This window comes from Dactylosporangium sp. NPDC000244, from assembly GCF_040300725.1.
In the GTDB taxonomy this organism is placed as follows: Bacteria; Actinomycetota; Actinomycetes; order Mycobacteriales; family Micromonosporaceae; genus Dactylosporangium.
The window spans coordinates 54475-67122 of sequence record NZ_JBEPEH010000034.1 but is presented as its reverse complement, the minus strand read 5'-3'; the positions used below and the strand labels follow the sequence as shown (position 1 = coordinate 67122).

The 12648-nt window shown below is 72.2% G+C and carries 8 protein-coding genes; 1 reads left to right on the top strand and 7 read right to left on the bottom strand.

The annotated features are described in order from the left end of the window. Positions 1-57: 57 nt before the first annotated feature. The 6 genes from ABT369_RS40090 to ABT369_RS40065 all read right to left on the bottom strand — a co-directional run bounded on the left by ABT369_RS40090 (position 58) and on the right by ABT369_RS40065 (position 10333). Complete coding sequence (locus ABT369_RS40090) at positions 58-471, bottom strand: roadblock/LC7 domain-containing protein (RefSeq protein ID WP_350620541.1); 414 nt, start codon at positions 469-471, stop codon at positions 58-60. Next, the gene (locus ABT369_RS40085) at positions 468-3098 is read right to left on the bottom strand and encodes a sensor histidine kinase (RefSeq protein ID WP_350620540.1); all 2631 of its coding nucleotides are present in this window, start codon (positions 3096-3098) and stop codon (positions 468-470) included. Before ABT369_RS40085 ends, ABT369_RS40090 begins: the two co-directional genes overlap by 4 nt. Positions 3099-3349: 251 nt before the next feature. After that, positions 3350-3751, bottom strand: coding sequence for a hypothetical protein (locus ABT369_RS40080; RefSeq protein ID WP_350620539.1), 402 nt, complete (start codon positions 3749-3751; stop codon positions 3350-3352). A 68-nt stretch (positions 3752-3819) separates the two neighbouring features. Beyond that, positions 3820-4047 carry a hypothetical protein gene (locus tag ABT369_RS40075; protein WP_350620538.1) on the bottom strand — a complete coding sequence of 76 codons (228 nt, stop codon included), beginning with the start codon at positions 4045-4047 and terminating at the stop codon, positions 3820-3822. Positions 4048-4076: 29 nt separating this feature from the next. Continuing rightward, positions 4077-9815, bottom strand: a complete 5739-nt coding sequence (pulA, locus tag ABT369_RS40070; RefSeq protein ID WP_350620537.1) for a pullulanase-type alpha-1,6-glucosidase — start codon at positions 9813-9815, stop codon at positions 4077-4079. Positions 9816-9883: 68 nt separating this feature from the next. Continuing rightward, the gene (locus ABT369_RS40065; RefSeq protein ID WP_350620536.1) at positions 9884-10333 is read right to left on the bottom strand and encodes a MarR family winged helix-turn-helix transcriptional regulator; all 450 of its coding nucleotides are present in this window, start codon (positions 10331-10333) and stop codon (positions 9884-9886) included. Between the two features lie 104 nt (positions 10334-10437). Here ABT369_RS40065 and ABT369_RS40060 point away from each other — a divergent pair, with 104 nt between their 5' ends. After that, the gene (locus ABT369_RS40060) at positions 10438-10812 is read left to right on the top strand and encodes an HAAS signaling domain-containing protein (RefSeq protein WP_350620535.1); all 375 of its coding nucleotides are present in this window, start codon (positions 10438-10440) and stop codon (positions 10810-10812) included. Between the two features lie 53 nt (positions 10813-10865). On the opposite strand, the gene ggt is transcribed toward ABT369_RS40060, so the two are convergent. After that, a complete protein-coding gene (gene ggt / locus ABT369_RS40055) occupies positions 10866-12647 on the bottom strand; it encodes a gamma-glutamyltransferase (RefSeq protein WP_502891877.1) in 1782 nt (593 codons plus the stop codon). Between the last annotated feature and the right edge of the window lies 1 nt (position 12648).

Sequence of the window (12648 nt, the reverse complement as noted above, 5' to 3'; positions counted from 1 at the left end):
CGACGCCTTGAGCGACGGCTGAGCACCGTTGGACTTCAAGCGGACCTTCTCACCGGCTCAGCGGGACAGGGCGTCGCGGGGCAGGGGGTCGAGCGCGTCGGCGACGCGGTGGACCAGCATCGCGGTCTCGTAGCCGACCTGGCCGAGGTCGCAGCCGGGCGCCGCGAGGACGCCGAGCAGCGCGCGGTCGCCGACGGCCATCACGATCATGACGCCGCCGTCCATGTCGACGATGGTCTGGCGCACGTTGCCGGCCTGCATGACCCGGGCGGCCCCGAACACGAGACTGGCCAGCCCGCTGATCACGGCCGCGAGGTGATCGGCCTGATCGATCGGGAGGTCGGCCGAGGCGGCCAGGCGCAGCCCGTCGCCGGACACGGTGATGGCGTGAGCCACGTCCGGGACCTGGCGCGCGAAGCTCACCATCAGCCAGTCGAGCTGTCCGGCGCCGTGGGTTTGCTGAGGCATCATGACGAGTCCTTTGTTCCTGGGGCTGTGCTGTTGGTGCGACGTGCGGCGGCCGAGACGCCCTCCGCGAACGCGGACAGCCGGGAGCGGATCTGCTCCGGGTCGACCGCCGCGGCGCTGCGGCTCTCGGCAGGTGGTTCGACGGATCCCGGCACCAACTGGGCGCCGGGACGGCGGCGGGGAAGATTGTCCTGATCCTGCTCCGGCATCGAGCCACCTCCGGCACTGGACGGGCTCCCCGGACGTGGCGGCCAAGTGCCGGGGGATCCCCAGGTGGTTTGTGCGGTGTACTGCGGCGGCCGGACCGGCTGGGTGGCCGGGGACGGGGTGACGGCCACCTGGGCCACGCCGCGCGGCGGGGTGTGTCCGCCCGGCTGGACCCGCGGCGGCGCCGGCGGCGGGGTCGCGGACCCGCCGGCACCGGAGTTGCCACTGCTCAGGTAGGGACGGAACCAGGGCGCCGCCCCGCCCGCACCGGCACCGGCGCCGGCGGGAGCGGGGGCCGGTGGGGCGGAGGGCTCGGGCCGGCGCTGCTGCGGGATGTGCGGGGCCGCGGCGGCGACCGCGGGCTCGGGGCGGCCGAGCGGTGCGCCGACGGTCGAGGGCACCTGCACCGGCCGGGCCGCGGGCGGCTGGACCGCCGGGATCGTCTCGGTCGGCGCGCCCCGGCCGACCGGCAGGGCCGCGACCTGCTCGAGCAGCCGGTGCGGCAGCTCGACGTAGGCGACCGTGCCGGAGCCGTTGCCGGTGGCGTAGAGCTGGACGCGGATGCCGTGGCGGGCCGCGAGGTGGGAGACCACGTGCAGGCCCATGGTGCCGGCGGCGGCACTGCTCAGGACGCTCGGCACGGCCAGCCGGGAGTTGATCTCGGCGAGGCGGGCCGGGAGGATGCCGATGCCCTGGTCGTGCACGCGGAGCATGGCGCCGTTGCCGGTGGCGCGCGCGTCGACGGTGACCGGCTCGGTCGGCGGCGAGAAGGCGGTCGCGTTCTCGAGCAGCTCGGCCAGCAGGTGCACGAGGTCACCGACGACCGGGCCGGCGATGGCCAGGTCGGCCGGCTGGAACTCGACCCGCGCGAAGTCCTCGATCTCGGACGCGGCGGCGGTGATGACCGCGCCGAGCCCGACGGCCGCGGTCTGTGGGCGGCCGGGCTCGCCGCCGGAGAGGACCAGCAGGTTCTCCCCGTTGCGGCGCAGGCGGGCGGCGAGGTGGTCGAGGGCGAAGAGCCGGGCCAGCATGTCCGGGTCGGTCTCGTCGCGCTCGAACTCGTCGAGCAGCCGCAGCTGGCGGGTGATGAGGGTCCGGATGCGCCGGGCCAGCACCTCGGCCATGCGGGCGACGTCGACCCGCAGCTCGGCCTGCTCGCCGGCGAGGCGCAGGGCGGTGCGGTGCACGGTGCCGAACGCCTCGGCCACCTGGCCGACCTCGTCGTTGAGGGCGGCGATGCCGCGCGTGACCTCGGCCGCGGTCTGTCCGCTCTCCATGAGCGACGGGGCCGGGGCCGCGGTGCCGGCGGAGACCGAGTTGATCGCGTCGGGCAGGTCGCGGCGGGCCACCTGCAGCGCCGCGCCGCGCAGCTGGTTGAGCCGGCGGGCGGTGCGGATGGCCAGCACGATCGCGATGGCCAGGGCGCCGAGGGCCAGCAGGGCGGTCAGCAGACCGGTCGCCCAGGCCCGGCGGGAGGCGCTGAGCGCGATCTGCTCGGCGCGCGCGTCGAGCCGGTCGGCGATCTCGACGGAGACGATGCTGACGCGCCGGATCACGCCGCTCTGCGCGACGAACCAGGCGTCGGCGTCGACCTTGAGCCCGCCCGGGTCCCGCTCGGCGTCGCGCACCTTGGCGCTCATGCCGTCGGCGTTGTCCACGTCGGTGCCGCGGACCTGGCTGGTGTAGAGGGCCAGCTCCTCACCGGTGGCGACCCGGCGGAACTCGGCCTCGCGCTGCCCGCGCGCGCCCTCGACCAGCGCCAGGTTGCCCAGGTCGCCGGGCTGGAGGTTGGCGCGGCTGAAGATGGTGCGCAGCAGGTCGCGCTTGACGGCGGCGTAGTGCTCGACGAAGGCGCTGGCGGCCAGGGCGCGGGCGGCGTTGGAGAGCTCGATGTCCTCGATCTGGCCGGGGACGGCGTCGGCGACGGCCAGCAGCGCGTCGGCCAGACCGCCGTAGACGACGTCGGTGACCAGCACCATCGTGGCCGTACCGTTGTCGATCGCAGCCCGGGTGAAGCCCAGCTGGCCGTAGTTCTCGCCGGCCACCCGCACCCGGTCGAACAGGGCGGGCACGGCGTCGACGGCCTTGGCGGCGTCGGCGAAGAATCGCGAGGCGGCCTGGTCGGTGCGCGCCCGCTGGGCGGTGACCAGGGTGGCGCCGGCCTGCCCACCGCGCTGGCGGAGGGCGCCGGTCTCGGCGAGTTCGCGCTCGATCTCGTGGACGAAGAGCACGGCGCTGGTGGCCGTGATGCTCAGCGTCCGGGCGTTGCCGGCGTCGCGGGCCGAGTTGACCGCGTTGGTGACCTGGATGCTGCCCAGGGCGATGAGGCCGACCATCGCGACCACGATCGGCGCGAGGAGCTGGGCGCGGACGGACTGGAGCAGGCCCGCACGGGGACCGCCGCCCCGCCGGTGCCCGGCCACCGAGGTGTCCGTGCCCGCCGTGCGGCGAGTCGGTCCGCCAGAGGTGACGCCGTGACGCGGCACCGGGGCGCGCGACGTGCCGCTGCCTGCCACCGCCTGGCCTCCTAAAAGTAGCGGCTCCATAACGGAGCGTGCCGGAGAGAGCGCTCCAACGCATCGGCGTCAAAGTGGGATCCACTACGGAACACGATCAGGCACGCTACTGGAAGAGGTCGGATCCCTAAAGAGTCCTTAGCCGAACGGCCGAGTCGTTATGACTGTGCGTGACGACGACGTCGCACAAAGAGCCAGGTGACAGCTGCGGCGAGCGCCAGAACGATCCCGAGGACGATCCACCGGCCGGAGCCGGTCGATGACACTTGCACGGAGGCGGGGCTCGGCGAGGCCGCGCCGGCGCTCGGCGCGACGGTCGCGGCGGGCGCGCCGGCGGAGGCCGCCGCCGAGGACGCGGGCGGGCGGCCGGAGGGCACCTGAGGGGTCGCGACCGGCGGAAGTGTGCCCGGCTCGGTGGGCAGCGCGGTGAGGCCGGGCAGGGTCACCGAGGGGCCGACGGGCTCCAGGATCGGCGGCGGACCGGGCAGCGGCGGACCGGGCGGCGGGGTCGGCCCGAGGGCCGCGCCGCCGATCAGCACCGCGGCCACGAGCGACTTCACGACCGTCCCAACGGCATCGGCGGGACGGGGTTGAGCCTTTTGCGCGGATTAAGCGAAGCTTTACGGGATCAGCGGCGCCGGTCGTTACTGCGGACGCGCGCCGGGACCGGTTCGTCATCCCGCAGGTTCTGCATGAACTTGTAGAACAGCGCGGCGGACAGGACCACGCAGACGGCCAGGACCGTCGCCGCGGTCAGGGCGGCGCGCGAGGTCGCCACCCAGCCGGCGTCGGCGAGCAGGACGAGCAGCCACATTGCGGCCGTCGCCTTCAGGACGCGGTTGCGGTATCGACTCATGCGGAGATGGATACCCTCCCGCGCGGATCTCATTCCTCCACGAACACCGCCACCGTGCGTGCCGAGACGGTGAACGATCCGTGCACACCGTCGAATGTGGACTGCCGGACCACCGGATCGGCCGAGGCGGCCTGGACCGGGTGCAGCGAGACGTGCGCATTGCGGTAGCCCGGCACGGTCTGGGTCGTGGCCGTGGCGCCGGCGTTGAAGACGACCACGATGGACTTCCGGTGCCCGTCCAGCCCGCGGGCGTCGAGCACCATGGTGATCACGCCCGGGGTGGCCTGCGCGCCCGAGAGCGGGAAGCTCAGCCGCTGCTGGACCTGCGCCGCGGTGCCGAGGGAGAACACCGGCGAGCCGGCCCGGATGCGCTGGAGTTCCTGGAAGCCCGCCGAGGCCAGGTCGACCGCGGTGCAGTCCGGCACCAGCGCCGGGTTCGCCAGCAGCGGCTGCGCGTACGGCCACTTGTCCTGGTTGTCCGCGGCCGGCGGGAGCCCGGCCCCGAAGCCGTTGCCGTCGGCGCAGTCCCAGCGGATCTGGTTGAACCAGTCGCCGGAGTTGAACGAGTTGCGGTCCAGGGACTTGGAGCGCAGCCGGTCCGAGCCGGCCGTGACGAAGCCGGTGCCCTGGCCGAGGACCGTCGTGGCCAGCGCGAGCACCTGCAGCCGGGCGCGCTGCTCGGCGGTCGTGCCGGTGGGCAGCTTGAAGGCCATCGCGTCGTAGAGGATCTCGTTGTCGTGCGCGTCGACGTACGTCACCGCCTCGCTCGGCGAGCGCGTGTACCCGGCCGGCGAGCCGTTGTAGTCGACCTGCGCGCCGGTGACCCGGTGCCCGGTCGAGTCGGTGAACTCGTAGGCCGCCAGGTTCCCGGTCAGCCCCACCTGGATCAGGTCCTGGTAGTGCAGCAGCCGCGCCTTCTGCTCCGCGGCGGTGCCGTTGACCGGGTCGCCGTTGGGGTCCGTGTACAGCCCGGTGGCGAAGCCCTGCACCCGCGGGTTGCCGTCGAACGGGCCGCCGCCGCGCACCGCGTCGCGGAGCCGGTCGTTGAAGGTCCCCACGCCCGTGCCCGCCATGTTGGCCTGGGTGGCCTGCACGAACCTCGCGTCGCCGGCGACCTCGCCGAAGTTCCAGCCCTCGCCGTACAGCAGGATCTTCTTGCCGTCGACCCCGTCCTTGGCCACCGTCAGCTGGTCGAGCGCGGCGCGGACGGCGAGAATGTTCGCCTTCGGGTGGTGCCCCATCAGGTCGAAGCGGAAGCCGTCGACCTTGTACTGCTTGGCCCACTGCACGATCGAGTCGACCACGAGCTTGCCCATCATCGCGTTCTCGGGCGCGGTGTTGGCGCAGCAGGTGGAGTTCGCGACGGTGCCGTCGTCGAGCAGCCGCTGGTAGTACCCCGGAACGATCTGGTCGAGCACCGAGTACTGGTCGGTGCCCGCTGCCGTGGTGTGGTTGTAGACGACGTCCATGACCACGCGCAGGCCCGCGGTGTTCAGCCCGGCGACCATCTGGCGGAACTGCGTGATCCGCGGGGTGCCCTGCGGATCGGTCGCGTAGGAGCCCTCGGGCGCGTTGTAGTGGAACGGGTCGTAGCCCCAGTTGTAGCCGTCCCGGTCGGCCACCTGTGCGACGCACGCCTGCTGCTGCGAGGAGTCCGGCGGCAGCGCGGCGAGGTCGCACGGCGGCTGGGCCTGCTCGGCGCGCACCTCGGGGATCGTGGAGATGTCGAAGACCGGCAGCAGGTGCACGTACGACGTGCCGGCCTGGGCCAGCTCCCGCAGGTGCCGCATGCCGGCCGACTGCGGCTGGGCGAAGGCGAGGTAGGTCCCGCGCTGCGCGGCTGGCACCGTGGTGTCGGCGATGGAGAAGTCGCGCACCGACAGCTCGGTGATCTGCGGGCGCGCCGGGGCCGGCGGCTTGCGCAGGTCGTTCCAGCCGGGCGGGCGCAGGGTCGCGTCCGTCAGGTCGGTGAGCTGGCTGTGGGTGCCGTTGGCGGACAGCGACACCGAGTACGGGTCGGTGACGCTCGCCGTGGTGACCGCGTGGATCGCCGGCTGGTAGGCCGTGACCCGGAACTTGTAGTAGACGTTCTTCCAGCTCTTGTCGCCGCTCGCGGACCACACGCCGGTGCGCTCGTCGCGGCGCATGGGCACGACCTGCGGCGCCTTGGTGAGGTCGGCGTACAGCTCCAGCGACACGGTCTGCGCGGTCGGCGCCCAGACGCTCACGCCCGGCCGCCCGCCGTCGAACGCCGGGCCGAGCCGGGCGCTGAGGGCGGCGCCGTAGAGGTCGTCCAGCGCCCCGGCCAGCTGCACCCCGGTCGCCTCGGTGACCTGGCCGGCCGCGTCGCGCTCGACGGCCACGACCTGCCCGCGCAGGGCGGCCGTGAACGCGTTGCGGTCGCCGTCGAGGTGGAAGGCCTGGTACGCCCACAGGTGCGGGAACTTCGCCCGCTGGGTCTCGGTGAGGTTGCCCGGCACGGCGCTCATCGCCAGCCTGGTGCCGTTGCCGATGACCTGCCCGTCGACGACCTTGAGCCCGCCGGCCGGCGCGGACCACAGCTCGTAGCTGTGCCCGTCGGTCGGCCCGGCCCGCCACGCGACCGTGCTCCGGTCGATCCAGACGGCCTTGGCCTTGGTGACGTCGGTGTCGGGCGTGCCCTGGGCCGGGATCGGCAGCAGGTACCGCTCCTGCCCCGACAGGATCCACACCTCGTGCCCGACGTTGACGAGGTCCAGCGCCTGGTCGGTGGGCAGGTCCTTGGTGTCGCCCTTGTGCACGATGTAGTTGAGCAGCGGCGCGTTGTCGGCCAGCGGCACGGTGAACGTCACCCCGAAGGCGTCGGTGCCGGACGGCGGCAGCGGGCTGCCCCAGTCGGTGCCGGTCGCCGCGCCCGTCCACACGTGCAGGCCCCAGCCGTCGTAGTCGCCGGCCGGGCGGCGGTAGTGCAGCACCGCCGAGTGCTCGGCCGCGGCGCGGGTCGGGTGCACGGTCGCCTCCCCCGAGCGCACCCAGGCCTCGCCCTGGGCGCTGGGCAGCACGGACTGGTCCGGGCCCGGGTCCTTGGTGTCGCCCTTGTGCACGATGAAGTTCACCGGCTTGCTCGCGTCGGCGACGGGCACGTGCCAGTAGGCGCCGAACGTGTCCACGCCGTCGGGGCTGCGCGGGCTCGCCCAGTCGGTCGCGGTGCCGGCGGTGAGGCCGTCGCCCCACAGGTGCAGACCCCAGCCGGTGTAGTCGCCGTCCGCGCGCCCGTAGTGGATCGAAACGCTGCCGGTGGCGGCCGCCTCGGAGGTGTAGATGGTCGCATCTCCCTGCTTGAGCCAGATCTCCGGATGTTTCGTGGGATCGAGCGATCGGTCGGCCTCGACGTCCTTCACGCCGTTGTGGTCGACGACCAGGAAGCCCATGGTGGATGCCCCCGGCTTCAGCTTGACCCATGCGAAGCGTCCGTACGAGTCCTCTCCCGCAAATGGGGCACCGGCCGGCCAGGTCATCGGATCCTGGATGTCGCCCCAGGCGTACAGGCTCCAGTCGTCGTAGCCGCCCGCCGGTCGCTGGTAGTGCACGACGGCGTAGTCGGGCGTCGTGGCGCTCGGCGGCGTGCCGACCTTGGTGGTGATCTTCGATTCGGCGGTACGGCCGGAGCCGTCGCGAACCACCGCCTTGTACTCGAGCTTCGTGCCCGCCGCGAGCCCGTCGAGGTCGTGGTAAGCCGCGTACGGGCCGGCCTGATCGGTGCCGAGCAGCTGCCAGGCGCCGTCGCCGACCCGGGCCGCGAACGTGACGCTCGCCAGCGGGTCGCCGGTGACGCTCGCCCTGACCTGCGCGACGCCGGCCGGCGCGGGGTCCACGGCGAGCGTGACCTGCGGCTTGGCGGCCGGCTTCGCGAGCCGGCCGCGGGCCTTGAACACCAGCGTGCTCAGCGGCGGAATGCTCACCTGCAGGGCGCCGTTGCCCGCGGTCGCGGCGATCGGGCCGGTGCTCGGGTAGATCTGGTCGAACGTGGTGCTCGCCATGTACGTCGGGATCGTGACCGTCTTCGTGCCCGCCCCGTTGTTGCTCGCCACCACGTACTCGACCCGCTGATCCGGGTCGATGCGGGAGAAGGCGAAGACGTTCTGGTCGGCGTACCGCGTCACCTGCGCGCCCTGGCGCAGCCCCGGGTTGTGCTCCCGCAGGTCGGCCAGGCTCGCGATGGTCCGGTAGATCGGGTGGCTGGTGTCGTAGTGCGACACGGCGTGGGTGGTGTCGGTGCCGAGCAGGTCGTCGTCGAGGTAGTCCGCGGTCTTCGTGGCGAACATGTCCTGCCGCGCGTCCTTGTCCCCGCCGGCGCCGGTGAAGCCCTGCTCGTCGCCGGAGTAGACGACCGGCTGGCCGCGCGTGAGGAACATCAGCTCGTGCCCGAGCTCGTCGCGGCGCAGGTGCGTGGCCGGGTCGGTGCCGCCGGTCGCGACGAAGTACCCGATGCGGCCCATGTCGTGGTTGCCGAGGAAGGTCGGCAGGTACTGCGCGCTCGTGCCGGCCGACGTGTACATGTCGTCCTGGGCGTACATGTCGGCGAGCTCCTGGCCCGAGCCGCCCTTGGCCACGAAGTCGGCCGCGGCCTGCTGGAACGGGAAGTCCAGCGTCGCCGGCAGCCGGCCCTGGCGCACGTACCGCGAGTCGAACGCCGGATTCGCGTCGTACACCTCGCCGAACATGAAGAAGTCCGGCTTCCCGGCCTTGTCGGCCGCGGCGTCGACCCCCTGGACGAACTGCGGCCAGAACTGCATGTCGACGTGCTTGGCGGTGTCGATGCGGTAGCCGTCGATGCCGCTGTCCTTGACCCAGTCCGAGTAGATCTTCGTCATGCCCTTGACGACCTCGGGCCGCTCGGTCCACAGGTCGTCGAGGCCGAAGAAGTCGCCGTACTCCGCGTTCTCCCCGCTGAACGTCGAGTCGCCGCGGTTGTGGTACATCGTCGGGTCGTTGAGCCACGCCGGCTTCTTCGCGCTCTGGTCGGCCGCGCTCGGGAACACCGGCGTGTACGGGAACGACTGCGCGTTGACCGGCGGGAACCCGTGCGTGCCGTCGGCGTAGTTGCGATCGTCGAACTTGTTGCCAGCGGCGTCCTTGTACGGGTAGTCGGTCTTGTCGCGGTACGTGGTCTGGTTCTGCGCGTAGCGGATGACGTCGGCCGTGTGGTTGGTGATGACGTCGAGATAGATCTTGATCCCGCGGTCGTGCGCCTTCTTCGTCAGGACCTTCAGGTCGTCCTTCGTGCCGAAGTGCGGGTCGATCGCGGTGAAGTCGGTGATCCAGTAGCCGTGGTATCCGGCCGAGACGTCCGCCCCGCTGCCCTGCACCGGACGGTTCTTGAACACCGGCGCGAGCCAGATCGCGGTGGTGCCGAGGCCCTGGATGTAGTCGAGCTTGTCGATGACGCCCTTGAGGTCGCCGCCGTGGTAGAAGCCCTTGTCGGTGGGGTCGTAGCCGGTGCTGAGCCGGTCGCCCGTGAGCCCGCCGGTGTTGTTGCGCGGGTCGCCGTCGGCGAAGCGGTCGGCGAGCACGAAGTAGAACTGCTCGGCGCGCTTGGCCGGAGCCTTCCCGGTGTTGTCGAGCAGGCTCGCGATGGAGGGCTCGCTCGACCACTCCGGCACGCCCTCGGCCGTATAGCTCGTCGGGTGCTGCGCGACGTCCGGGGTGCGCGGGTTGTCACCGGGCAGCGCGGCCAGCACGGCAAGGGTCGTCAGGATCCCTAAGGAGAGTTGCTTGGCGGACGGCATGGCGGGCCTACCTCTCTGGCGAGGTGGGCACCGTATCGATCGATGGAGATCCTTACAAGCCTTGACAATCAGGCTTTGAGTGTCCCGTTGATCGCCTCGCTGATCTGCCTCAGCTGCTCGATCTGCTGCGGGGTGAGCGGGTCGAAGAGGTGGGTCCGGACCGTCTCGACGTGCCCGGGCGCGGCACTCACCAGCGCGGCGAAACCCTCGTCGGTGAGGTCGGCGAACTGGCCCCGCTTGTCGTCGTCGCAGTCGCGGCGCTTGACCCAGCCGCGGGACTCGAGCTTGGTGACGGCGTGCGAGAGGCGGCTGCGCGACGAGCGCGTCTTGACCGCCAGCTCGCTCATCCGCAGCGAACGGTCCGGGGACTCGGAGAGCACGACGAGGATCTCGTAGTAGGCGTGCGGCATGCCGGCGTCGTGCTGCAGCTCGCGGTCGAGCCGGTCGATCAGCAGCGTGGTCGCGCTGTAGAAGGCGCGCCAGGCGGCCTGCTCATCCTCGTCGAGCCAGCGGGTCATGCTTCATTTTTGCACGGGCAGAAAGTTCTTTGCGGCTCACCGCAAGCGGGGGAGGCTGGACCCCGATGCTCACCAGTTGACCGGATTCTCGGAACGAGGGCCGCATGAACACCTACGATGACGTGGTCAACGACTATCTCCGCGCCGTCGAGCAGGCCTTGAACGGCGTTCCCGCGAACCGGCGCGCCGAGCTGCTCGCCGGCCTTTCCCAGCACATCTCGGCCAAGCGCGCCGAGATCCGCCCGGGCCAGGAGACTGAGGTCGAGGTGCGCTCGATCCTCGACCTGCTCGGCGACCCCGAAGAGGTGGCCGAGCGGGCCCGGCTCGAAGATCCGGACGACGAACCGATCCTGATCGAGCCGAAGAAGAAGTCGGCCGCGCTCATCTGGGTGCTCATCACCATCGCCGCGGTGGCCTCGCTGTGCGTGCTCGGCGGCCTCGCCATCGGCTTCCTGGCACTGGTCGTCGGCCACCGCTGATCTTGTGATGCCCCCGGCCGCCTCCGGGAAGAGGCGGCCGGGGAGCACCGCGCCTACCGCACCGTGCCGGCGGATCCGCTTCCGCGTCTCACCGGTTCGGCGCAGGCCAGGAGCTTGCCGTGGGGCAGGAACTCAATGGCCGTGGCCGCGCCGATCTCGGCCATCGGCGTGTACGTGTGGCCGAGCGCGCCCAGCGCCGTGCCCTCGGCCGAGCCGATGAACGCCGGCTCCGCGGTGACGGCCGCGGTGTTGCGCTGCGACGCGCGCGGGGCCGCGACCGCCTGCGGCAGCGTCATGCCGAGGTCGAGGCGGTTGACCAGGATCTGCAGCACGGTCGTGATGATCGTCGAGCCGCCCGGCGAGCCGACCGCGAGGAACGGCTTGCCGTGCTGCAGGACGATCGTCGGGGCCATGGAGCTGCGCGGCCGCTTGCCGGGGCCGGGCAGGTTCGGGTCCTGCGCCGGGGCCTGCGTGTTGGTGAAGTTGAAGTCGGTCAGCTCGTTGTTGAGCAGGAAGCCGCGGCCCGGCACGACGATCGCGTTGCCGCCGATCTGCTCGATGGTCAGCGTGTACTCCACGACGTTGCCCCACCTGTCGGCGACGGTGAGGTTGGTCGTCGACAGGCCCTTGTCCGGGCTCGCCCCGCCGGTGGTCGTGGTGCAGCGCCGGTCGTAACGCCCATCGGGGTCGCCCGGCGGGACCGGCTTCGCGAGCGCCTTCGCGGGATCGATCCGGCACGCGCGCTCGCCCGCGAAGCCGTCGGTCAGCAGCGCGTCGAGCAGCGACCGGGGCGTGTAGTCGCCGACGTAGCGGTTGCGGTCGGCGAAGGCCAGGGCGCTTGCCTCGAGGTACCGGTGCAGCGCCTGGCTCTTGTCGAGTTTCGACAGGTCGGAGCGCTCGAGGATGTTCAGCGCCTCGCCGACGGTGGAGCCGCCGGACGACGGCGTGGCCATGCCGTAGACGTCGTAGCCGCGGTAGGAGACCTTCGTCGGCGCCGGGTTGCGCACGTCGTAGGCCCGCAGGTCGTTCAGCGTCATGCCGCCGGGGCGGATCGGGTACTGCCACGGCTGGCCCGGGTTCGCGGCCACCGGCGGGTGCTGCACGGTGGAGACGATGTCCCGGCCGACCTCGCCGGTGTAGAAGACGCCGGTGCCGCGCCGCGCGACGAGGTCGTAGGTCGCGGCCAGATCCGGGTTGCGCAGCGTGGTGCCGACGGCCGGCGGGGCGCCGCCGGGCAGGAACAGCTTCGCCGTCGGCTCGAACTGCGCGAACGCGGCGGCGTTGTCCTTGACCTGTTGGTTGAAGGTCGCGTCGACGAGGAAACCGTCGCGGGCGACCTGGGCCGCGGGGCGCAGCGCGGACGAGAGCGGGCGGGTGCCCCAGCGCCGGGCCGCCTCCTGCCAGGTCGCGAGGGATCCCGGTACACCCGCCGAAAGCCCGCTGACGCGCGCCTCCTGGAACGCCATCGGCTGGCCGGTGGCCGGGTCGACGAAGGCGTTCTCGCCCATCGAGCGCGGCGCGGCCTCCCGGCCGTCGAGGGTCGAGACGCGGCCGGTGCGGGCGTCGTAGTACACGAAGAATCCGCCGCCACCGATGCCCGACGAGAACGGCTCGGTCACGCCCAGCGTGGCCGCGACCGCGAGCGCCGCGTCGACCGCGTTGCCGCCGTCGCGCAGGACCCTGAGGCCGGCCGCGGTGGCGGTGGGGTCGACCGACGCGACCGCGCCGCCGTACCCGGTCGCCGTGGGGCCGTTCGTTCTCTCCGCGGACGCGGACGCGGGCGCGGCCGGGATGAGCAGAAGGGGGATGAGCAGCAGGGGGATGAGCCTTCGCACG

What these genes read in the sequence shown, in the direction of transcription:
- ABT369_RS40065 (WP_350620536.1), bottom strand. Translation starts at nt 10,333, where the DNA reads ATGACCCGCTGGCTCGACGAGGATGAGCAGGCCGCCTGGCGCGCCTTC.
- ABT369_RS40090 (WP_350620541.1), bottom strand. Translation starts at nt 471, where the DNA reads ATGATGCCTCAGCAAACCCACGGCGCCGGACAGCTCGACTGGCTGATG.
- ABT369_RS40060 (WP_350620535.1), top strand. Translation starts at nt 10,438, where the DNA reads ATGAACACCTACGATGACGTGGTCAACGACTATCTCCGCGCCGTCGAG.
- ABT369_RS40075 (WP_350620538.1), bottom strand. Translation starts at nt 4,047, where the DNA reads ATGAGTCGATACCGCAACCGCGTCCTGAAGGCGACGGCCGCAATGTGG.
- pulA (WP_350620537.1), bottom strand. Translation starts at nt 9,815, where the DNA reads ATGCCGTCCGCCAAGCAACTCTCCTTAGGGATCCTGACGACCCTTGCC.